Annotated in this window: 15 protein-coding genes; 4 read left to right on the top strand and 11 right to left on the bottom strand. The window is 73.4% G+C overall.

The window, feature by feature from the left end:
* Positions 1-161: 161 nt before the first annotated feature.
* Together ACTVAJ_RS24820 and xylB are read left to right on the top strand one after the other, a co-directional pair.
* A complete protein-coding gene (locus tag ACTVAJ_RS24820) occupies positions 162-1115 on the top strand; it encodes a sugar-binding transcriptional regulator (protein ID WP_470390670.1) in 954 nt (317 codons plus the stop codon).
* Between the two features lie 48 nt (positions 1116-1163).
* Positions 1164-2549, top strand: coding sequence for a xylulokinase (xylB, locus tag ACTVAJ_RS24815; protein ID WP_470390669.1), 1386 nt, complete (start codon positions 1164-1166; stop codon positions 2547-2549).
* 147 nt (positions 2550-2696) lie between these two features.
* On the opposite strand, the gene ACTVAJ_RS24810 is transcribed toward xylB, so the two are convergent.
* The 11 genes from ACTVAJ_RS24810 to ACTVAJ_RS24760 form a co-directional block, all read right to left on the bottom strand.
* Positions 2697-3668 carry a bile acid:sodium symporter family protein gene (locus ACTVAJ_RS24810; RefSeq protein WP_470390668.1) on the bottom strand — a complete coding sequence of 324 codons (972 nt, stop codon included), beginning with the start codon at positions 3666-3668 and terminating at the stop codon, positions 2697-2699.
* 145 nt (positions 3669-3813) lie between these two features.
* On the bottom strand, positions 3814-4566 hold the full coding sequence (locus ACTVAJ_RS24805) for a DUF1963 domain-containing protein (RefSeq protein WP_470390667.1): 753 nt from the start codon (positions 4564-4566) through the stop codon (positions 3814-3816).
* Positions 4567-4616: 50 nt separating this feature from the next.
* Entirely contained in the window at positions 4617-5042 is a 426-nt protein-coding gene (locus ACTVAJ_RS24800) for a VOC family protein (RefSeq protein ID WP_470390744.1), read from the bottom strand.
* A 177-nt stretch (positions 5043-5219) separates the two neighbouring features.
* Complete coding sequence (locus tag ACTVAJ_RS24795) at positions 5220-6224, bottom strand: hypothetical protein (RefSeq protein WP_470390666.1); 1005 nt, start codon at positions 6222-6224, stop codon at positions 5220-5222.
* A 715-nt stretch (positions 6225-6939) separates the two neighbouring features.
* The gene (locus tag ACTVAJ_RS24790) at positions 6940-11163 is read right to left on the bottom strand and encodes a TIGR02680 family protein (protein ID WP_470390665.1); all 4224 of its coding nucleotides are present in this window, start codon (positions 11161-11163) and stop codon (positions 6940-6942) included.
* Complete coding sequence (locus tag ACTVAJ_RS24785; protein WP_470390664.1) at positions 11160-12617, bottom strand: DUF2398 family protein; 1458 nt, start codon at positions 12615-12617, stop codon at positions 11160-11162. The genes ACTVAJ_RS24790 and ACTVAJ_RS24785 overlap by 4 nt, the downstream gene beginning before the upstream one ends.
* Complete coding sequence (locus ACTVAJ_RS24780) at positions 12617-14131, bottom strand: TIGR02677 family protein (protein ID WP_470390663.1); 1515 nt, start codon at positions 14129-14131, stop codon at positions 12617-12619. Before ACTVAJ_RS24780 ends, ACTVAJ_RS24785 begins: the two co-directional genes overlap by 1 nt.
* 187 nt (positions 14132-14318) lie before the next feature.
* On the bottom strand, positions 14319-15230 hold the full coding sequence (locus tag ACTVAJ_RS24775) for a carbohydrate ABC transporter permease (protein ID WP_470390662.1): 912 nt from the start codon (positions 15228-15230) through the stop codon (positions 14319-14321).
* A complete protein-coding gene (locus ACTVAJ_RS24770) occupies positions 15227-16597 on the bottom strand; it encodes an ABC transporter permease (RefSeq protein ID WP_470390661.1) in 1371 nt (456 codons plus the stop codon). Before ACTVAJ_RS24770 ends, ACTVAJ_RS24775 begins: the two co-directional genes overlap by 4 nt.
* A 25-nt stretch (positions 16598-16622) precedes the next feature.
* Complete coding sequence (locus ACTVAJ_RS24765) at positions 16623-17951, bottom strand: ABC transporter substrate-binding protein (RefSeq protein ID WP_470390660.1); 1329 nt, start codon at positions 17949-17951, stop codon at positions 16623-16625.
* A 12-nt stretch (positions 17952-17963) separates the two neighbouring features.
* Positions 17964-19160 carry an ABC transporter ATP-binding protein gene (locus ACTVAJ_RS24760; RefSeq protein ID WP_470390659.1) on the bottom strand — a complete coding sequence of 399 codons (1197 nt, stop codon included), beginning with the start codon at positions 19158-19160 and terminating at the stop codon, positions 17964-17966.
* 256 nt (positions 19161-19416) lie between these two features.
* Here ACTVAJ_RS24760 and ACTVAJ_RS24755 point away from each other — a divergent pair, with 256 nt between their 5' ends.
* Together ACTVAJ_RS24755 and ACTVAJ_RS24750 are read left to right on the top strand one after the other, a co-directional pair.
* Complete coding sequence (locus ACTVAJ_RS24755) at positions 19417-20112, top strand: response regulator transcription factor (protein WP_470390658.1); 696 nt, start codon at positions 19417-19419, stop codon at positions 20110-20112.
* A complete protein-coding gene (locus tag ACTVAJ_RS24750) occupies positions 20109-21437 on the top strand; it encodes a sensor histidine kinase (RefSeq protein WP_470390657.1) in 1329 nt (442 codons plus the stop codon). The genes ACTVAJ_RS24755 and ACTVAJ_RS24750 overlap by 4 nt, the downstream gene beginning before the upstream one ends.
* Positions 21438-21632: the final 195 nt, after the last annotated feature.

Raw genomic sequence — 21632 nt, 5'->3', positions numbered from 1 at the left:
GGGCCCTTCGGCCACCTGACCCATCCGCGCTCATTCGAGCGGTATTCGCATCATTCGAGCGATCCGCGGCTCATTCAAGTTGTGACGGCTGTCACCAGTCAAGGTCAGATGCAATAATGAGCAATGAACCGCTCATATGAGCGAAACCTCAGGAGGTGTGGATGGCAGCGCGACGCACGTTCCGGCCGGCCGAGCTCATCCGCGCGACGGCGGTCGCGCGGCGGTACTACGTCGAGGGCGACTCCAAGGTGCGCATCGCCGACGACTTCGGCATCAGCCGGTTCAAGGTGGCGCGCATCCTGGACGAGGCCCGCGAGGCGGGAATCGTGCGCATCGAGATCTCCGCCCCCACCGAGATCGACCCCGCCCTGTCCCACGAACTGCGCGAGCGGTACGGGCTGCACGAGGCCGTCGTGGTCGACCAGGTCGGCGACGACGACACCGTGCGCCGCAGTATGGGCCGGATCGCTGCCGAGTACCTGACCGAGATCCTGGAGGAGGGCGACACCCTCGGCCTGGCCTGTTCACGCACGCTCAACGCCATGACCCTGGCCCTGGGCGAGCTGCCGCGCTGCACGGTCGTCCAGCTCACCGGCGTCCTGCCGGGCGGGGTCGAGGAGAACTCGGTCGAGCTGGTCCGCCGCGTCGCCAGCCTGGCCCGCGGCCCGGCCTACCCGATCTACGCCCCCCTGGTGGTCTCCGACGCCGCCACCACCCACGCGCTGCACGCCCAGCCCCAGGTCGCCGACGCCATGAAGCGCTACGAGCAGCTGTCCAAGGCGGTGGTCGCGATCGGCGCCTGGACACCGCACAGGTCACTGGTCCGTGACGCCCTCTCCCCGGAGGAGGGCGACCGGCTGGAGGAGCAGGGGGTGCGCGCCGAGGTGTGCGCCCGCGCGGTGGACGCCCACGGCTCTCCCGTGGCCCCGGGGTTGTCCCAACGCGTCGTGGCCATCACGCTGGAACAGCTGCGCGCGGTTCCCGAGGTCGTCGCGGTCGCCGGGGGCACGGGCAAGGCCGAGGCCGTCCGTGCCGTCCTGCGCACCGGAGTGATCAGTTCCCTGGTCACCGACGTCGCGACCGCGCGGTTCCTGCTGGAGGCCGAGGGCACGTGACTCCCCCGGCCCCACCCATCCGATCCCCCCACCACACCCGGAGCGAAAATGGCCCTGGTCGCCGGAATCGACAGTTCGACGCAGTCCTGCAAGATCGTGGTCAGCGACGCCGACAGCGGCGCGGTGGTGCGTGAGGCGCGCGCACCGCATCCCGACGGAACCGAGATCCACCCCCGTGAGTGGTGGTCGGCGCTGACCGATGCCGCGTCCGGCCTGCTCGACGGCGTGTCGGCGGTGGCCGTCGCCGGACAGCAGCACGGCATGGTCACGGTGGACGGCGAGGGCGAGGTGGTGCGCCCCGCCCTGCTGTGGAACGACCTGCGCTCCGCTGAGGCCGCCGACGACCTGGTGGCCGAACTCGGCGGCCCCAAGGCGTGGGCGGACGCCGTGGGCAGTGTCCCCATGGCCAGCTTCACCGTCACCAAGCTGCGTTGGCTGGCCGAGCACGAGCCCGAGGCCGCCGCGCGCGTAACCGGGGTGATGCTGCCGCACGACTGGCTCACCTGGCGGTTGGCGGGCGGCGAGGGCGAACCCACCACCGACCGCGGTGACGCGTCGGGGACCGGCTACTGGTCGCCGCCGGAGGGCGTCTACCGCACCGACCTGCTCGTGCGGGCGTTCGGGCGCCAGATCTGCGTGCCGCGGGTGGCCGCACCGAACGAGGCCGTGGGGCACACCTCCTCGGGCGCGCTCGTCGCCCCGGGCACCGGGGACAACATGGGTGCGGCGCTGGGGCTGGGACTGCGCGCGGGGGACGCCGCGCTGTCCCTGGGCACCAGCGGAACCGTGTTCGCGGTCAACGACGGGGCCACCCGCGACCGCACCGGAACGGTGGCCGGATTCGCCGACGCCACCGGACGGTTCCTGCCGCTGGCGTGCACCCTCAACGCCGCGCGGGTGCTCACGGCCACCGCGGCGATGCTGGGCGTGGACCTGGCCGGGCTGGACGAGCTGGCCATGGCCGCCGAGCCGGGCGCGGGCGGGGTGGTCCTGCTGCCGTACCTGGACGGTGAGCGCACACCGGTACTGCCGGACGCCGCCGGTTCGCTGCACGGCCTGCGCCGGTCCAACATGCGGCCGGAGAACATCGCGCGCGCGGCGGTGGAGGGCATGCTGTGCGGGCTGGCCGACGGGCTCGCCGCGCTGACCGGCACCGGGGTCCCGGTGCACCGGGTGCTGCTCCTGGGCGGCGGCGCCCGGTCGGCGGCGGTACGCGCGATCGCCCCCACGGTCCTGGGCACGCCGGTGGTCGTGCCCGCACCGGCGGAGTACGTGGCCCTGGGCGCGGCGCGTCAGGCGGCGTGGGCGCTGTCGGGGGTCGGCCAGCCCCCGGAGTGGGACACCGTCGAGACCGGCCCGGAGATCGAGCCCGCCCTGGTGCCGCACGTGCGTGAGCGCTACGCCGCCGTCCGTCAGGACGTGCACGGGGTGTAGGGACGGTGCAGGGACACGGTCGCCCGCGCTCCCCGGGCTCGGCGCTGGCGGCATCGGAGGCCGGACCCCCGCGCCGCGGGGCCCGGGCCCGGCACCGCACTGGCGAGCGCCGGAGCCTGCCATGCGCCGCCCCCGGCGGCCGGGCGGTCATCCTGCTTCGGTGACCTCCGCTCCCGTCCGGGCGGCCGGGTCCCGCGGCGGGCGGCGGGACCACCACGACGCCGCTGCCGCTCCGGACATGTTGTGCCACACCGAGAACAGCGCTCCGGGCAGCGCGGCCAGGGGCGCGAAGTGCGCGGTGGCCAGGGCGGCGGCCAGCCCGGAGTTCTGCATACCGACCTCGACGCTGACCGCGCGGCGCCCGCTCTCGGGCACCCCGCCGATCCGGCCGACCAGGTAGCCCAGAGCCAGACCCAGGGCGTTGTGCAGCACCACGGCCAGCGCCAGCAGGGGGCCCGTACCCAGGACGGTGTCGGCGTTGGCGCCCACCACACCGGCGACCACGACCACGATCCCGGTGACCGACACCAGCGGCAGCGCCGGGAGGGCGGCGGTGACCGCCCGGTCCGCGAACCGGCGCAGCAGGAGTCCCGCCAGAACGGGGAGCAGCACCATGGTGACGATGGACAGGAAGAGGGCGCCCGTGTCGACGGGCAGCGTCGAACCGGCCAGAGCCAGCACGATCAGCGGGGTGAGCACCGGAGCCAGCAGTGTGGAGACCGACGTCATCGCGACCGAGAGCGCCACGTCCCCGCGGGCCAGGTAGACGATGACGTTGGAGGCGGTTCCGCCCGGAGCCGCGCCCACCAGGACCATGCCCACCACGAGCATCGGGGGCAGGTCGAGCAGATGGGCGATCCCGTACCCCAGCAGCGGCATCACCGTGTACTGGGCGAGTACGCCCAGGGCCACCGCCTTGGGGCGGCGGACCACGATCGAGAGGTCGACCGGGCGCAGGGTGAGACCCATGCCGAACATGATGACGCCGAGCAGGAGGGGGATGTGGGGGGTGAGGGCCGAGGCCAGGTCGGGCGCGAGCAGTCCGAGAACCCCTCCGAGCAGGACCAGGGGGGCGAACCAGCGGCCGACGGCGTCGGCGACGCGTGAGATGACAGACATGGAGGAACTTTCCCGTGGAGTACCCCGGGGCGGCGGGTACCGGCCCCCGGTCGGTTGCCGCCGCGAGGGGTCGACACCGCACCGGTCAGCGTAGCCCCCCGTTTCCTCCGGCCCGCCGACCGCCCCGCCCGTTCCCGGGTCCGCCTCAGTGGTAGTGCCACATCACCACCTCGGCCGCGGCGAAGTTCATCGACTCCAGGTCGTCACGCCGGATGATCCAGAACGGGCATCCGGTGAAGGAGGGTTCGTCGTGCATCTCGTACTGCGCCTGGGCCAGGAGCACCCAGCCGCCCTTCTCGTCGTCCGGGGAGGAGCCCATGATCGGAGGGTCCTGCGGCGAGTAGGCGTATCCGCCCAGGAGCAGCTCGGCATCCGGGGCCGTACCCCCGTCGAGCCGGTCCTGGAGCCCGTATCCGATGTAGGTCCGCCGTGTCTCCTCGTCCGCCACGACGGCGTCGTCCCCGTCCGTCGGCAGGCACCAGACGGTCCGGGCGTGGAGGGGGCGGGGCTCGGTGTGGGGGGCGTCCTCCTGGTCGGGTGAGCGTTCGGCCGTGGCCGTTCCGGCCGGTACGTGAACGACGCGGCCGCCCCCGTCCCCGTCGGGGTCGGTCTTGTGGGCGAAGAACAGCAGGTGCCCGTCCTTGGGCAGCGGGATGTCGAGCGCGTCCCGCGGAAGAGCCGCGCAGTCGACCGACGCGACGAAGTCGGCGCCGTCGTCCCACGCGACCTCCCGGGGAAGACGCGGAAGCCCCCCGTAGCGCCCGGCGGCGGCCCCGCCGCCCCCGTTCGTCGAGCTCAGCTCGATCTGGGGGCGGGCGAGGCGAAGAGCCAGTTCGATGGCCTGTTCGGGGACCCCCCGCTCTCGGGCGGAGTCGGAGTACCGTTGAAGACTGTCCATACCTGGCATGGTGCCGCGGCACGGTGACACCCTCCGTGCTCCGGCCGGCCTCATCCGAGCTGCTCGGCCAGGCCGACGATGACGCCCTCGGGGCCGCGGACGTAGCAGAGGCGGTGGCTGTCCTCGTACCGGGCCACCTCGCCGACGAGTTCGGCACCGTGGGCGCGCAGGCGGGCCACAGCGTCGTCGATGTCGTCGACGGCGAACATGACGCGCCTGATACCCAGCGCGTTCGCCGGTGCGTTCGCCGGCTCGGTGGCGACCGCCCACGGCGTGTGGAACCTCATCAGTTCGAGCCGACTGTGGCCGTCCGGGGTCCGCAGTACCGTGATGTCGGTCCGGACACCGTCGAGTCCGACGACGCGGTCCGCCCACTGTCCCTCGACCCGTCCCTCGCCCTCCAGTTCCATGCCGAGTTCGAGGAAGAACGCGGTCACGGTATCGAGGTCGTCGACGACGATGCCGACGTTGTCCATCCGTTGAATAGCCATGTCACCGAGCTTAGGTAGGTGGCCGGACACATGCTGTGGTAACGGGAGACCGCGGCGTGCCGCGGGTCGGAGCGCGCCGCCCCGGCCCGCCGTCGGGGACACCGCCCGGCCTGGTCCCGCCCGCGTACCGGGACGGTGTCGCCGATTGTCGCGGGCGAGGGCTCAGGAGCCGCCGCCCTGCCGCGTCACCCGCAGTTGGCGGAGCAGACCGCCGTAGTCCTCGTCGTCGTCGCTGATGAACATGGGAAAGGAGCCGTCGACCAACGCGACCCCCTCGACCTTGAGTCCCGAGCTGCGCGCGAGCTCCTGCGGCGGACTGACCGGACGCAGCCGGGCCCCGATGGGTCCGCCCGGGCGGACCACGGCGGCGCGGTACACGGCGCTGTCGAAGGGGCCGAGGTCACCGGGGTCGTAGGCGGACGAGACGTAGACGTTGCCTCGCCTGTCGATGTCCATGCCCGAGGCGGGGCGCGCGCCGGGCGGGGCGCTCGCCGTGAAGGAGACGGACGTCCACTCCCCGCCGAACCTGATCTCGCCGTTCCTCCCGATCATCAGGCGGGTCATGTTGATGTTGGTGGTGTCGCTTCCCTGCGCCCGCTCGGCGTACACGAAGTAGTCCCTTCCGCGGACCGTGGCGACGGCCGTCGCCTCGACGTTGACCAGCGGTTCGGGCGTCCTGGGCCAGGGCACCGAGCCCGCGATGGTGATGTCGAGGTCCTCGTCCCACCTGGCGAGGTAGATGGTGGGGTCGGGATCGTCACCGTCGGCGTTGCTCTCCACCAGCAGGGCCTCGTCGCGCCCGGGTACCCGGGCGATGCTCTCCAGGTCGTTGGGCACGCTGGGGAACGCGACGTCGAGTTCCTGGACGATGATCCCATCGGTGTCGACGGGGGTCCGCACGATCGACAGGCGTGGGAGGTCGCGCTCGGCGTAGTTGTCCCGCGTGTCGTGGCAGACCAGGAAGATCTGCTGGGGCTCCCCGTCGCTCCCCGCGGTGTCGGAGTCGGCCAGCCAGGTGATGCCGCTGAACTCGCGTGGCGCGATGATCTCTCCCCGGCCGGTCGAGGGGGTGCCGGAGGCGGCCTCGGCGCCGCCCGCGGTGAGTGGCAGCACGCTCAGCGCGGCGACGGTCGCCGCCAGAGGGCGTGTGATGAATGGGCGTCGCATCAGTTTCCTCCCGTCATGCGGCGGGCACTGCCGCCGGATCCGCTCCGCACAAAGCTAAAACAAAAGAACGGAATCCCGGTTCAGGCACCGCCGATCTGCTGCGAGAATGCGAAATCCCTCCGACCGGAGAAGGCCGGGGAGGTCACAGGGGATGTGCACCCGCCGGATCACCCCGTGCGCATCGGCCATCGACATCCGTTTCATCATCAGAACTTTTCATCAGGAAAACCCCGATACCGACCTGGAGCAGAAATCCTGTTTCCGCACCCGCCCATCGGCCGGCGGGCTCGCCACCAGGCGTCGGCACCGCGGAGAACACCGACCAGACCCAGGGAGAGCGCCTCATGACCGACCGCGGTCAGCCGCCGGCGGTAGCGGTCCTGGCACGGCTGGCCGCCACCGCCGCCCTACCGGCCGGGGTCACGGCGGTGCCCGGCCCCTCGGAGCCGGTCCTGATCGCCACTCCGAACCACAGGACCCCCTCCCCCCTACGACGGAGCCGCCGCCGACCGCATCACCGAACCGGAGATCGTCCCGGAGGCGAACACCTCCCGCGTCAGCCGCACCACCGGCCACCACGCCGACGGCCGACAGGACACCTACCGGCTGGTGCAGGCGCACGACGGAGGAAACCCGGACCGCCCCTGCGAGGGCGGGTGAACTCCTCGCGCGCAACGGTGCGGGAACACTCTCCCCGGGCAGCACGGCGGGGGGTTCACGCCCCGGCCTCCTCCAGCAGGGTCCCGGCCGTGGACTGGGGCACGAACCGGCTGGGGGTGATGCCCAACAGCTCGGCGGCCAGCTCCTCGTTGCCGGAGAACCCGGCGTCGGCGTCGATGGTCTGGTCCCCGTCCCACAGCATGAGCAGCCCCGAGACCGTGTGCGCGCCCTTGTCGTGGTGCATGTCGTAGTGGGCGGCCATCGGCACGGTGTCGTAGTGCACCCACAGGTCGTGCCCGGTCATGAACATGTCCAGGCCGAAGGTGACGGTCAGCCCCATGAGCTCGGGCTTGTAGCGGTCGTCGATCCCCGCGAACGCCTCGTCCAGGGCGACCACGCGCGGGCAGGTCGGGGCGGCGGAGGAGTACAGCGCGTTGGCGGCGGCGAACAGCGGCAGGTGGATCGCCGCGGACTTCTCCCCGCCCGACATCTGCTCGTGCTTGTTCCGGGTGAGCCGTACCTCCTCCTGGCCCGGGACGGCCAGGCGCAGCTCGAACCGGTACCACTCGCGGTAGTCCAGGACGGCGGCCAGGACCTGCTTGTAGCTGGCGCGCGGGTGGGCGGCGTGGTGGTCGCGGATCATGTCGCGCAGCACCGCGCGCAGTTCGGCCAGGCCCGAGGGCCCCAGGCCCGCCTCGTCGCGCTTGACCAACCGGGTGGCCAGGCGCTCCCGGTCGGTGAGGGACTCGTCGCGCACCCAGCGGATACCGATGCGCGTCCCGGAGGACATCGGGCGGGCACGGGTGTCGCGGTCCATGTCGCGGACCAGGTCGCGGGCGTCCCGGACGCGTTCGTGGATCTGCTGGGCGATGCCGCCGAGCAGTTCGTCCTCCAGGACCTGGTGCTCCTCGTCCCTGAGCAGCGCGCCCTGCTCCTCGACCCGGTCGGCGATGGTGCGCGCGAACGCGGAGACGGGGTTGCGGCCGTCCTCGTCGTTGACGAACACGGTGATGATGCCGGTGGACCCGACCTCGTGGTCGACCCGGTAGCCCTCGGCGTCCCCGCCCAGGGTCTCCTGGAAGGCACGCAGCGCGTTCGACATGCGGGTGGCGCTGGACTTGATGTCGCTCTCACCGACCGACGGCGCGGTGCCGACGGTGGCGGTGAAGGCCTCCAGCAGGGCGCCGACTCCGTCGGGGAGGGCGTCGCCGACGGTGTCGGCCGCGCCGGTGAGGATCCGCTCGGCCATCTCCTCCGGGGTGGGCCAGGTGCCCCGGTCGGGCCAGGCGGTGGCCGGTTCGATCCCCATGACGGCGCGTACGGCGGGCTGGGTGAACTCGGTGAGTGACTCCACCGCCTCGTGCAGGGCGCCCAACGAGAGGGTGAGCGCGCCCCTGCCCTGGTCACGTCGGGTCTCGGAGCGGATCGCCTCCTCACGCCGGGTCTGCGCGGTGCTGCGGGCGGTGTCGCGCTCCCGGGTGAGCGCGTCGCGTTCGGCGCGCAGCGAGTCGAGGCGGGCGAGGATCTCGCGGACGGGCGCGTCGATGGCCGACTCCGTCGCGGCCAGCGCGGCGGCCTCCTCCTCGTGCGCGGCGCTCTGCTGGGCCAGCTCCTCCCGCTCCGACTCCAGCGCGTCGGTGAGGCGGTCCACGGTCTCGTGCCGCCCGGCCAGGTCGCGTTCGTACTCGGCGGCGTCGGCCCGGGCGGTGTGCAGGGCGTCCGCCGTGGCGAGGAAGTCGGCCAGGGCCGAGGCGACGGCGTCGGCGCCGGCGCGGTCGGCGGGCATCGCGCGTTCGGCGGCCACGGCGCGCACCCGGCGGCGGTGGGCGTCGACCTCCGCGACGGCCGTGTCGAGCTCGCGGCGCGACCGCTCGGCGTCGGACCGGGCGGAGGCCAGGAGGGTGGAGTGGCGCTCGACCGCGCGCACCGCCCGCGCCACGGGGGTGGGGTCGGGCAGGTCGCCGCGGGCGCGGCCGTGGTCCTTGAGCCGTTCACGGGCCCGCCCGAGCCGGTCGCGCAGGTCGTCGAGGAGTCCGGCGAGTTCGGCGAGCCGCGCGTCGCACGCGGCGAGCCGTTCACGGCGGCGGTGGGCGCGGTTGGTGGCGCCGATGTACTCGGCCGTGGCCTTGGGGCGGGCGCCCACGAGCACCCCCAGTCCGAACCGGGCTCCGGTGTCCACGCCCCCGGTCGCGGTGACGGCGCCGACCGTGTCGGAGGGGTCGGTGGCGTCACGGTGCAGGGGCACCGAGCGCAGGACGCGCGTGATCGTCTCGGCGGGGACGTGCGCCTGGTCCTCGGGGACCAGGACGTCGGCGAGGGTCGGCCCGGTGCGCGGTTGGGTCGGCAGCAGGTAGGCGTCGGCGTCACCGTCGTCGAGGGCGGTGCGGGTCAGCGCGGGGTCGGGGTGGACCCAGGCGGTGAGCAGCCCGGCGGCGTGCAGGGCGCCCTCGACCGCCGCGCCGCGCTCCTCGGCCAGGCCGTCGGCGAAGCGGACCAGCCGCCACAGGGGCGCGCCCTGGCGGCCGCCGCGCGGTGCGGTGCGGAGCGGGTCTGCGGGCGGGGCGTCGTCGCGTTCGGCGGCGATGTGGTCGCGTTCGCGCCGCACGCGGTCGAGCTCCCCGCCGGTCTCGGTCTCCTGGTTCTCCAGGCCGTGCACCCGCGCGGCGATCGCCAGCTGCGCGTCGTGCACCCGCTCGTTGAACACCTCCACCAGGGTGGGGGTGCCGGGTTCGCCGAGGTGGGCGAGGGCGTCCAGGAGGGCGTCGCGGCCGGCGCCGTCGACCAGGTCCCAGCGCCCGTGCCAGGCGTGTACGGCATCGGCGGCCCCCGCGCGCAGCTCGGCGAGTTCCTCGGCCGCGCGGGCGCAGTCCTCCTCGTGCCCGGCCAGCGCGGCGGCGGCGCGGGCGCTGTCGGCCTCGGCGCGCTTGCGGGCGGCCTCGGCGGTGTCGAGCGCGTCCAGGTGTTCGGCGACCGCGCGGACGTCGCCCCGGCGGGCGGCGGCGCGGGCCCGGGCGGTGGTGGGCAGGTCGTCCCCGGTGTCGACGCCGCCCTCGGCGTCGTGGTGGATCCCGGCGCGGTCGGCGGTCTCGGTGAGTTCCGCGGCCAGGCGGCTCGCCGTGGCCCGGTCCCGTTCGATGCGCTCGGCCACCCGCGCGGCCTCGGTGCGCAGGTGGGCGATCTCCTGTGCCTGGCCGTCGAGCCGGGTGCCCTGGGCGGCGAGCCTGCGGCCCCGTTCCTCGTGGCGCTGGCGGCGCTCGCGCAGGCGGTCGTGGTCGCGCAGGGCCTCGTCCGCCTCCAGGGCCGCGACCTGGGCGGACTTCTCTCCGACCCGGGCGGTGAGCTCCTCGTCCCGGGCCCGGGCGCTCTCGTGTTCCCCGGTGGCCCGGCGGTGTTCGGCGGCGGCCTCGGTGACGGTGCGGCCGTGCGCGGCGGCCTGGTCGACCGCCGCGGTGACCCTGGTCAGCCGGTGGCGGGCGTTGGTGGTGAGGTAGTGGGCGTACTCGCCGAGGAAGGTCCGCACGGCCTCGTCGGCGGCGGTGGCGTTGTCGAAGCGGATCTGGACGGCGGCGAGGTTGGCGAAGTCGCGGGCGGCCTGGTCGACGAGGTCCTCGTCCAGGGGGCTGAGCCCGCTGGCGAGGGTGTCGGAGACCTTCTCCGGGTCCAGGTCCTTGGCCAGGAGGGGGCGGCGCAGGGCGAGGAGGAGGTCGAGGAGCTGGATGTAGCGCTCACCGAGGCCGAACAGGCGCGCGTCGACGGCGCGGCGGTAGTCGGCGGCGCTGGTGTGGTGGGAGCCCTCGCCGAGGGCGGTCTTGAGCTGTTTCTCGGTGAGGGGGCGGCCGTCGGTGGCGAGCAGGCCGAAGTCGACGCCGAGGCGCTGGTCGGTGACGAAGAAGGAGGGAACGACACCGTCGCGGTGTTTGTGGGCGCGCAGGCCGATGACCAGGGTGACCGTCTCCGGTCCCGAGGCGGGGCCGTCCTCGGGCGCGGGCCGCGCGAACTCCATCCACACGTACCCGTACTCGGACTCCTGGCCCCGGTAGAGCAGGTTGGACTTCATCGTCCGGTTCTGGCCGCTGAACGGGTCGAGCCTGCGCGCGTCGGTGTAGCCGTCCAGGATGAACGGGAAGAGCACCTCCAGCGCCTTGGTCTTGCCCGAGCCGTTGTGCCCGCGCAGGATGAGGCGGCCGTCGGCGAAGGCGAACTCCTCGTCGACGTAGTCCCAGACGTTGATCACACCGGCGCGGCTGGGCCGGAAGCGGTCGCTCCCTCGGGTGGTCATCGGCTTCCTTCGGTCTCGTGCGGAGCGGGGTCGGGGGCGGCGTCGGTCTCCGGGGTACCGGCCCCGGGGGCGGCGTCGGGTTCGGCGAGGGGGCCGAGCGGGAGCAGGCCGGTGTCCTCGCGTTCGGGCAGGGCGCCCTGGATGTTGCGGTAGCGCAGCGCCGCGGGGGTCACCAGGACGCCGCCGGGAACGGGACGGACCAGGCGCAGGTCGGCCAGGAGCGCCAGTGCGGCGTCCAGGAGCCCGTGCGGGTCCTGCTGCCAGGCGTTGGTGAAGGAGGCGGCGCCGAACTGGGCGAACAGGTCCGCGACCATGCCCTCCAGGCGGCCGCGTTCGACCAGGGGCATCCGCGTCCCCGCCTGCGGCGGGGATCCGGCCGTCGGGTCGTGGTCGCCGGGCCCGGTCCAGGCGAGCTCACCGACCACGCCGTGGTGGGGCAGCCCCGCGTCGACGAGGCGGACGAGGTCGTCGTGCTCGCGGGCGCAGGACGGCGCGTCCAGGTGGGCCAGGGCCGCCCAGGACTCCTCGAACAGGGTGGCGATCTGGGCCAGGAGCAGCCCGGCGGCACGGGTGACGGCGCCGCCGCGGCCGGGGAAGGGCCGGTCGGTGAAGGTCCCGGCGGGGTCGGCGAGCAGGACGCCCTCGGCGCGGCGCTCCACCTTCAGGCCGGTCACGCGCGCGACCTCCTCGGCCGCACCCCTGCCGCGCAGGGCGGCGGCCACCTCGGGGTCGAGGTCGGCGTAGTAGACCGCGGGGTGCTCCACGAGCAGGCGCCGGGCGCGCTGGGCGGCGCGGTCCCGGTTCTGCCCGCCCGGGGCGTCGCTGAGCAGGCCGGTGACGCTGCCCAGGTGCTGGACGGGGCGGGCGGGCCGGAAGAGGATCTCGCAGATCTCGTGGTCGATGTCGAAGAGCGCGTCGGCCTGGTCGTACCCGCGTGCCCACGCCTCCAGGGAGCCGTCGGACAGGTGGAGGGCGCCGCGGTCCAGCAGCCAGTGGGCGGCGTCGACGAGGGCGGCCTTGTGCGCGGAGTCGGTGGGGTCGTAGCCGAGCCCCTCGATCTCGTTGGCCGAGGGGGTGAACCGGCCGACCAGGTCACCGAGGCTGATCTCGATCTGGGAGCGCTGGAAGGCGGCCAGCAGCAGACACAGGTAGGCGAGTCTGCGGCGGTCGAAGGGGCGCCCCCTGCGGGAGAAGACCTGGCGCTGGGTGGGGTCGAGCTCGTCCAGTTCGCGTACGAGCCGCACGTGCGCGGTGGTGGCGATGAGCGTGTACCCGAACAGGGAGCGCAGGTCCTCGGCCATCTGGTCGGCCCAGCGCAGCACCTGGTCGAGCACCCCGGGGCGGGGGCGGGTGGCGGTGATGAGGTCGTGGGTCAGGACCCGGCGCACGGCCTGCTGGTAGGTGCCCAGTTCGGCGGGGTCGACGGTGCGCGCGGGGCCTCGGCGGCGGGCCATCACGTCCCCTTCGTGGCGAGTTCGAGGCGGAGTCCGGGCAGGTGGATGCTGCCCTGGGTGGTGCGGACGGTGCTGCCGCGTTCGCTGGGCACCAGGCGGACGATCGTGCCGCCGTCGGAGCCGGCGGCCGAGCGCAGTCGTCCGGCGACCACGCCGCGCGACTCCAGCGCCCGGGTGACCAGGCGCAGCAGGACACGGGTGTCGGTCTCGTCCAGGACGCGGCCGTGGGCGCCGTCGGCGACCAGGCGTTCGGCCGCGTGGCGTTCGGCGGCGCGTTCACCGGCCTGGCGTAGGCGTATCTCGGAGCGGACGCCGGGGTTGCGGCGGACGGGCTTGGGCACCCCCGCGCTCGGTGCCCGGTCACTGCGGAAGAGGGTGACCGACACCTCCACCCCGGGTGCGTCCCACCAGGTGGTGGTGGGCGGGATCTGTTCGTCGTCGTCGTGCGCGGTGCCCAGGTGGCGGGCCGAGCGGACGTTGAACGCCGCGCCCATGAGGGCGTGGGCGGCGCCCTCGTCGGGGGTGTTGAACACCCACTCGGCGAGGTGGCGCAGCTGGGTGGAGCGGTTGACCCCGCCGCGCCGGGCCTCGGTGATCTGCCGCAGCAGCGCGATGACGCCCGAGACCGCCGACCGGGTGGCGGAACCGAGTTCGGCGGCCCGGGTGGGCGCGGTGCCGTCGGAGGCGAACCAGGCGCGCACGGCCGTCCAGCGGCGGCGCCAGTCCTCCAGTCGCTCCTCGCGCGCCATGAACACGCGCTCGTCGGCCTCGGCCACGCGGGACAGGAGGGTGGCCAGGCCGGTGGCCTCGACCTCGTGCACGGCGCGGTCCAGGCGCGGCAGGTGGCGGTCGAGCTCGGCCACGAAGTCCGACATGTGGACGAGCAGGGCGTTCTTGTAACGCAGGAAGGTGTCCGGGGAGGCCTCGGTGGAGCGCAGGATCTCGCCGAGGGTGACGTGGAAGCGCGCCGAGCGGCGGCCCATGTCCTCCATGACCGCGTCCACGCGCGACAGCCGGCGGTAGACGTCCTCGGCCTGCCCGGTGCGGTTGGCCTCGGCCAGGGACCTGAGGTCGTCCAGGACGTCGGAGAAGACCAGGCGGGAGAGGTTGACGTCCTCCACCCGGGCGCCGAGCACGTGCTCCACCGCCTGGTAGACCCGGTAGCCGAGTTCGCTGAACTGGTAGACGGACTGGCGGTTGCGGTAGCTGGCCAGGTTGCCCGCGCGGGAGGCGTCGTCGAGGCGGTGGACGACCCCGTCGGCGGCCAGTTCGTCCAGCCGGTGGCGCAGGCCGCGCTCGGGCACCGACACGTCCGGACGGACGCGGGCGAGTTCGCGCAGGGCGGCGGCCACGTCCTCGGCGCCAACCTGCACCTGGTGGACCTCGCGCAGCCGGTCCACGGCCCGCAGGATCCACAGGTAGGTGATGTGGTCGTCGCGTCGGGTGAAGTTGAACAGCCGGAAGCGGTCGCTGACCGCGAGCGCGTCCAGATCCAGCGCCGTGCGCTCAACCACCCGTGTTCCCCGTTCAACCGCTCGTCCCGGCGCGCCTCCCCCGACGCGGCCCCTCCCCCGGAACCGCTGACGGCGCGTCCCGGCCATTATGGCAGCGCCGCGTGACCGACGGTCCCACGTCGCGGACGCAGCGGGAGGGCACCCGGCCGGAGGGCGGTGGCCGGGCGCCCGGTCGCGGGACGGCTCCCTACTTGGTGGAGCCCGCGAAGACCCCCTGGACGAAGTACCGCTGGAAGGCGAAGAACACCAGCAGCGGAACGAGCATGGACAGGAAGGCCCCGGAGGCCAGGATGTCGACGTTGGTGCCGAACTGCCGCAGCTGGGAGCGGAGCGCCACGGTCAGGGGTGCCGACTCGGGACTGGTGAACACCAGGGCGACGAGCATGTCGTTCCACACCCACAGGAACTGGAAGACCGCGAGCGAGGCCAGCGCGGGGCGTGCGACGGGCAGGACCACCCTGCGGAAGATGCGCCACTCGCTCGCACCGTCCATCCGCGCCGCCTCCAGCAGGTCCCGGGGGATGCCCACGAAGAAGTTGCGCAGCAGGAACACCGCGAAGGGGAGGCCGAAGGCGACGTGGAACAGGATGACCCCGGTGATGGAGCCGAACACGCCCAACGCCCCGTACAGCTGGGAGATGGGGATCAGGGCCGCCTGGATGGGCAGGACGAGCAGCCCGACGACGGCGACCATGATCCAGTCGCGTCCGGGGAAGTCCATCCACACCAGCGCGTAGGCGGCCAGGGCCCCGATCCCGACGACCAGGACCGTCGAGGGCACCGAGATGTAGACCGTGTTGAGGAACGACTGGACGATGACCTCGTTGCCGACGAGCGCGCCGTAGTTGTCCAGCGTCAGTTCGGTCGGCCGGAGCAGGACCGTCCACCAGCCGCTGTTGGTGTTGTCCGCCTCCGAGCGCAGCGACACCAGCATCAGGCCCAGGACGGGGACCATCCAGAACAGGGCCACCAGGACGAGGACCGTCTGGAGGGTCCCCGACCCGAGCCGGCCGACGATCCGGGACACCGCGCCGCGCCTGGGCGCTCCGGACACCGACACCTCGACGACGGAGTGCGGCTTCGGGGTCGTGGTGCTCACGGGCGCTCCCGGCGGAATCGGCGGATGTTGAAGTACACGATGGGCAGGACCAGGACCAGGAGGAGGACCACGAGGGCGCTGCCCAGTCCCTGGTCCCCCCCGGCGCCGAAGGAGACCTGCCACATCTGGAGGGCGATCACGCTGGCGTCCGCCTGCACCGATCCGGGCGCGATCACGAACACCAGGTCGAAGATCTTCAGCACGTTGATCACCAGGGTCACGAAGACCACCAGCAGGAGCGGGCCGAGCAGGGGGACGGTGACCTTGCGGAAGACCTGCCACTCGGTGGCGCCGTCCACCCGTGCCGCCTCCAGGGCGTCCCGGGGGATGGCGGCCAGCCCGGCCGCGATGAAGGTGATGGCGAACCCGGTCATGATCCACACCCAGGAGGAGATGATCACCGGGGTGACCAGGGACGGGCCCAGCCAGGTGAGGCCGCGGAAGGGCTCGGTGAAGTTGCTCTCGGCGAGGTGGATCGCGTACTCGCCCTCGTCCAGCCCGGTCAGGGTGAACCGGCCGTCGTCCCCGGTGGTGGCGCGCGCGACCACCGCACCGTCGCGGACCGCCTCGACGGCCACGCGCGGCATGCCGTTCTCGCCGCCGTCGATCGCGCCGGCCTCGCCGCCGAGGGCGGCGTCCAGCCAGACGACGCCCTGGATCTGGCCGTCGGCCCCCTCGGGCTCGGTCGCCGCGGCGGCCTGTTCGGGCAGTTCGGTGGGGCGCACGCCGACCAGCGGCAGGGCCACGCTCTCGCCCGGGGCGTGGGTCGACTCCGTGGTGAACCCGCCCCGGGCCGCGTCCGCCGCCGCGACGTCCTCGCGCGGGCGGGCGCCGGGGTAGTCCGAGGGAGCGGCGAACGCGTCGTGGACGGTGACGACGGCGGCGTTGACCACGCCGCGGTCGGGGTCCTCGTCGTAGACCAGTCGGAAGATGACACCGGAGGCGAACAGGGAGATCGCCATCGGCATGAAGAGCAGGACCCGGAAGGCGGTCGCCCACCGGATGCGTTCGGTGAGCACCGCGAGGATCAGCCCCAGCCCGGTGACCAGCGCCGGGGCGACCAGCACCCAGATCCCGGTGTTGCGGATCGCGGTGAGGGTGCGGTCGTCGGTGAACATGCGCGCGTAGTTGTCCAGCCCGACGAACCGCGTCCCCGAGGAGTCGAGGAGGCTGCGCACCACCGAGTACACGGCCGGGTAGGCCAGGAACACGGCGAGCAGGAGCAGGGCGGGCAGGAGGAAGAGCGTCGCCGGGCCGAACAGGCGGCGAAGCCGGGGGACGCGGCCGTCGTCGGGTGCGGTGGGCGGGGGCGCGCCCCCGCCGGTGTCGGTCGCACCGGCGGGAGGCGTCTGGTCAGCCGTGGTCATGTGTGGTCTCTCTCGGTACCGGGCGTCACTCGCCGTGGGCCTGGGCCGCCTCGGCCTCCAGGCGCTCCATGGTTCCCTCGACGTCGGAGGGGTCGGCCATGAAGTCCTGGAGGGTCTGCCACATGCCGTCGCCGACGGTCGCGCCGAACGCGGCGGGCTGGAGGTCGGACAGGTCGAAGCGGACGCTGTCCCCGGCGGTCACGATCTGCTCGGCGACCTGGCCGGTGAGCGGGTCGGCGTAGTCGTCCGCGGTCAGGTTGCGGTTGGGCGAGAGGAAACCGCCCAGGGCCGCCCACTCCCCCGCCGCCTCCGGGCCGGCGAGGAAGCGCAGGAGCTCCATGGTGGCCTCGTCGTCGTTCATGGCCACGGCGGCGTCACCGGCCACGACCACGGCGCCCTCCTCCCCCGCGACGTAGGGGAAGGAGAAGACCCGGGCGTCGTCGCCGACGGCGGCGTTGGTGCTGCCGGAGACGACTCCGCCGATGAAGTCGGCGCCCACGACCATGGCGGCCTCGGGGTCGTCGCTGAAGACGTTGACCACGGAGGTGGGGAAGTCGGTCTGCAGGGTGCCGTCGGTGCCGCCCGCGAGCAGCCGCTCCTGGCCCCACACCTGGGCGAGGGTCTCCAGGGCGACCTCGACGCTGGGGTCGGTCCACGGGATCTCGTGCGCGGCGAGCTGGTCGTACATCTGCGGACCCGCGGTCTGGAGGTAGACGTTCTCGAACCAGTCGGTGAGCACCCAGCCGTCGGCTCCGGCGACGGACAGCGGGTCGACACCGACGTCGGAGAGGTTCTCCGACAGTTCGACGAAGTCCGCCCAGGTCTCGGGCGGCGCGGCGCCGGTCTCGGCGAAGAGCGGGTCGTTGTACCAGACCAGGGACTTGTTGGCGACCTTGAGGTAGACGCCGTAGGGGGTGCCGTCGACCGAACCGATGTCGGTCCAGGCCCCGGCCGTGTTCTCGTCGAGGGTCGCGACGACGTCGTCGCTGAGCGGGGTGAGGGCGCCCTCCTCGGCGAAGTGCTCGATGAGGCCCGCCTGCGGGATGAGGGCGACGTCGGGCGCGTCGCCGCCCTGGATCCGGGTCTGCAGCACGGTCTGGAGGTCGTCCCCGGCCCCGCTGTACTGGACGGTGGCGCCGGTCTGCTCCTCGAAGAGGCTCAGGACCTGCTCGAAGGACTCCTGTTCGGCGCCCGCCCAGGGGCCGACGATCTCCAGGGTGGCGCCGTCGAGGTCGGTGGCGGCACCGGTGCCGCCACCGCCACCGCAGGCGGTGAGCGCCAGGCCGAGGGCCAGCAGTGCGGCGGACGTGGTCGCGGGGCGGGGGAGGCGGGGGCGGGACGTGCGTGGTGACATAGGGGATGCTCCTCAGGAGTCGTAGATCGACGTGCCCGTGGTCGGGTCGAAGAACTGGAGCCGTTCGGTGTCGACGGCGACGGTGATGGTCTGGCCCTCGAAGACGTGGGTGCGGGGACTGAACCGCCCGACCAGGACGACCCCGCTCTCCGCCGCGCTCGGGGCGTCGTCCGCGCCCGCGTCCCGGGCGAGTTCGCGGGTGTCCTCGGTGACGACGGGGGCGGCGTCCAGGGGGAAGTGCACGAGGACGTCCGAACCCATCGCCTCGACCAGGTCGGCGACGGAGGTGAGGGTGGCGTTCTCGGTGGCTCCGACGATCTCGGCGTCCTCCGTGTCCTCGGGCCGGATGCCCAGGACGACGCGCCTTCCCTCGTAGGCGCGCAGGGCGGGACGCCGGTGCAGGAGCCCGTCGGGCAGGTCGAGGTGCTGACTGCCCACGCGGACGCGGAACCGGTCGTCCTCGCGGATCAGCTCCGCGCCGATGAGGTTCATGCCCGGGGAGCCGACGAACCCGGCGACGAAGAGGTTGCGGGGGTGGTCGTAGAGCTCCTGTGGCGGCCCCACCTGCTGGAGGACCCCGCGCTTCATGACGGCCACCCGGTCGCCGAGGGTCATCGCCTCGGTCTGGTCGTGGGTGACGTAGACGGTGGTGACGCCGAGGTCGCGCTGGATCCGGGCGATCTGGGCCCGCATCTGCACCCTGAGCTTGGCGTCCAGGTTGGAGAGCGGCTCGTCCATGAGGAACGCGCGGGGCTTGCGGACGATGGCGCGCCCCATGGCCACGCGCTGGCGCTGCCCGCCGGACAGGTTGCCCGGTTTGCGGTCCAGGTGCTCCTCCAGCTCCAGGACTCTGGCGACCTCGCGTACCCGCTGGTCGATCTCGCCCTTGGGGAGCTTGCGCAGCCGCAGTCCGAACGCGATGTTCTCGTAGATGTTCAGGTGCGGGTACAGGGCGTAGGACTGGAAGACCATGGCGACGTCGCGGTCGCGGGCGGGCACCGCGTTGACCACCCGGTCGCCGATGCGGACGGTGCCCTCGCTGATCGCCTCCAGGCCCGCGACCATCCGCAGCGCGGTGGTCTTCCCGCAGCCGGAGGGGCCGACCAGCACCAGGAACTCACCGTCCTGGATGTCCAGTGAGAGGTCGTTGACGGCGCGGGTCCCGTCTGTGTAGACCTTGCCCAGGCCGTCGATCACGATTTCTGCCACGACACCTCCGAGGGACGGGCGCTGGGACGCGCCCCCTGCCAGACCGGAGCCGGTGCACACGGGGGTTCCGCGCGCTGTGACGCGGGCCACTGACCGGCGATGTGCAACGACCGTAGTGTCGCGCTCCCTAAGGCAGCCTTAACGCAACGTCTCGTTCGGCTTAAGGCCGCCCGGTACGTCCCCGTCAGTGGCGTTCTCCCTGTTTGAGAGCCTTCCCGGGGTCGTGTCGGAGTTCACGTTCGGTTAACTTGACCACATGGCAACGGTGTTACTGGTCGAGGACGACCAGATGGTGCGCGACGCCCTCGTGCGGGCGTTGCGGGGCCAGGGGCACGTGGTGCGCCCGGTCGGTACGGCGCTGGACGCCCTCCGACAGGCCGCCGAGCACGAACCGGACCTGGTGATCCTCGACCTCGGGCTGCCCGACCTGGACGGGGCCGCGGCGCTGCGCATGCTCCGGGGGCACAGCGACGTGCCCGTGATCGTGGCGACGGCGCGCGGCGACGAACCGTCGATCGTGCGTCTGCTCAACGACGGCGCCGACGACTACGTGGTCAAGCCCTTCTCCAGCGCCCAGTTGGCGGCCCGGATGAACGCGTTGCTGCGCAGGTCGGCCCGGTCCTCGGTGGGCACGTCCGACCCGGGCGACCTGGCCGTCGGAGAGCTGACCATCAGTCTGACCACGCGTCAGGCGGCGCTGGCGGGACGCCCCCTGGAACTGTCCCGACGCGAGTTCGACCTGCTGGCCTACCTAGCCGAACACGTCGGCCGGGTGGTGAGCCGCCGGGAGCTGGTCGAGGCGGTCTGGCACGAGCACCCCTTCGTGGGGCACGACCAGACCATCGACGTGCACATGTCCTGGCTGCGCCGCAAACTCGGGGAGAGCGCGAGCCGGCCCCGGTACCTGCGCACGGTGCGCGGCGTGGGGCTGAAACTGGTGGAGCCCGAGTGAGGTCCCTCCTGGCCCGGGCGGTCACCCTGGCCACCGTCCTGGTGGCGGGGGTCCTGGTCGCGGTGACCGCCCTCTGGGGCTGGAACGACGCCCGGGCCAGGACCGGGGAACGGGTACGCACCCAGTCCGACGTCGTGGCGGCGGTGGTCGCGGCCGGCGCCGACCCCGACGTGCTGCGCGCGGCGGTGGCCGCCACCGCGGCCGGGGAACGGGGGCACCTGGCGGTGCACCTGCCCGACGGGACGACGGTCGGCGCGAGCCACGTGCGGCCCGGGGACACCGGGGCGCGCGGGGACGCCCGGGAACCCGGCCAGGTGCGGGTGGAGGGCGGCACCGCGTACCTGTTCCCGGCCCCCGTACCGGCGCAGGAGGACGCCGTCGTCGAGGTGTACGTACCGCGCGGCGAGGTGGTCGCGGAACTCGGCCGCACCGTGGCGACCCTCGTCCTGGTGGCGGCGCTGTCGGTCGGGGCCGCGGTCGCCCTCGCCGACCGGCTCAGCCGTCCCGCCCGGCAGGCCCTGGGCGCGTTCGCCGCGACGGCCGTGGCGATCGGCGAGGGGCGGCTGAACGCCCGGGTCCGTGTACGCGGCCCCCGCGACCTGGTGCTTCTGGGGGAGTCGATCAACGCGATCGGCGACCGGGTCCAGGGGCTCCTGGACCGGGAACGGGAGATGGCCGCGGACGTCTCCCACCGGCTGCGGACCCCGCTGACGGCGCTGCGTCTGGACACCGAGGCCCTGCCTGGACCGGAGGGGGACCGGATCCGCGAGGCGGTCGGCGCGTTGGAACAGGACGTGGACGACATCATCCGCAACGTCCGTCCCGCGGAGGAGGCGGGGCCGCGCGAGTGCGACCTCGCCGAGGCGGTCCGGGACCGGATGGGGTTCTGGTCCCTGCTCGCCTCGGACCAGGGGCGCGACGTGGAGGTCGGGCTTCCCGGGACGCCCGCCCGGGTCGGACTGTCGCGCGAGGACTGCACCGCGGTGCTGGACGCCCTGGTCGGCAACGTGTTCCGGTACACCCCGGCGGGCGGCCCGTTCGCGGTCACCGTCGTGTGCCACGCGGGGTGGGTGACCCTGATCGTGGAGGACGCGGGTCCCGGGTTCGCCGACCCCGCCGGGGCGCTGCGGCGCGGGGCCAGCGGCGGCGGGTCGACCGGCCTGGGGCTGGACATCGTCCGGCACGCCGTGGAGGCGACCGGCGGCACCATCCACCTGGAACGGGGAAAGCTCGGCGGCGCGCGGGTGCGGTCGCGCTTCGCCGAACCGGGTGTCCCGCACGATCAGGACCAGCCCCGGGCGTGGCGGTTGCGCCGCTCGGGGTGAGGGCCGGGACGGGCGCCCGCGGGGCCGCCCGGGACGCGGGACGGTCACGCCCCGGACGGCGGTCAGGGGTGCCGGGCGGGCGGTGGGCGGGCGACCGGCGGTCCCGCTCCGGGAGGAGCCCGGGCTACCGGTGTCGGTCGAGGAGTCGGGCGCAGCGGATCAGTCCCAGATGCGAGTACGCCTGGGGATGATTGC

The organism is Nocardiopsis sp. KDC1DS13DA1, assembly GCF_055632325.1.
Note: the sequence above shows the minus strand (reverse complement) of the source record. Positions and strands in the feature narration are given on the sequence as shown.

What these genes read in the sequence shown, in the direction of transcription:
- ACTVAJ_RS24785 (WP_470390664.1), bottom strand. Translation starts at nt 12,617, where the DNA reads ATGGCCCGCCGCCGAGGCCCCGCGCGCACCGTCGACCCCGCCGAACTG.
- ACTVAJ_RS24805 (WP_470390667.1), bottom strand. Translation starts at nt 4,566, where the DNA reads ATGGACAGTCTTCAACGGTACTCCGACTCCGCCCGAGAGCGGGGGGTC.
- ACTVAJ_RS24795 (WP_470390666.1), bottom strand. Translation starts at nt 6,224, where the DNA reads ATGCGACGCCCATTCATCACACGCCCTCTGGCGGCGACCGTCGCCGCG.
- ACTVAJ_RS24770 (WP_470390661.1), bottom strand. Translation starts at nt 16,597, where the DNA reads ATGACCACGGCTGACCAGACGCCTCCCGCCGGTGCGACCGACACCGGC.
- xylB (WP_470390669.1), top strand. Translation starts at nt 1,164, where the DNA reads ATGGCCCTGGTCGCCGGAATCGACAGTTCGACGCAGTCCTGCAAGATC.
- ACTVAJ_RS24755 (WP_470390658.1), top strand. Translation starts at nt 19,417, where the DNA reads ATGGCAACGGTGTTACTGGTCGAGGACGACCAGATGGTGCGCGACGCC.
- ACTVAJ_RS24800 (WP_470390744.1), bottom strand. Translation starts at nt 5,042, where the DNA reads ATGGACAACGTCGGCATCGTCGTCGACGACCTCGATACCGTGACCGCG.
- ACTVAJ_RS24810 (WP_470390668.1), bottom strand. Translation starts at nt 3,668, where the DNA reads ATGTCTGTCATCTCACGCGTCGCCGACGCCGTCGGCCGCTGGTTCGCC.
- ACTVAJ_RS24765 (WP_470390660.1), bottom strand. Translation starts at nt 17,951, where the DNA reads ATGTCACCACGCACGTCCCGCCCCCGCCTCCCCCGCCCCGCGACCACG.
- ACTVAJ_RS24820 (WP_470390670.1), top strand. Translation starts at nt 162, where the DNA reads ATGGCAGCGCGACGCACGTTCCGGCCGGCCGAGCTCATCCGCGCGACG.
- ACTVAJ_RS24790 (WP_470390665.1), bottom strand. Translation starts at nt 11,163, where the DNA reads ATGACCACCCGAGGGAGCGACCGCTTCCGGCCCAGCCGCGCCGGTGTG.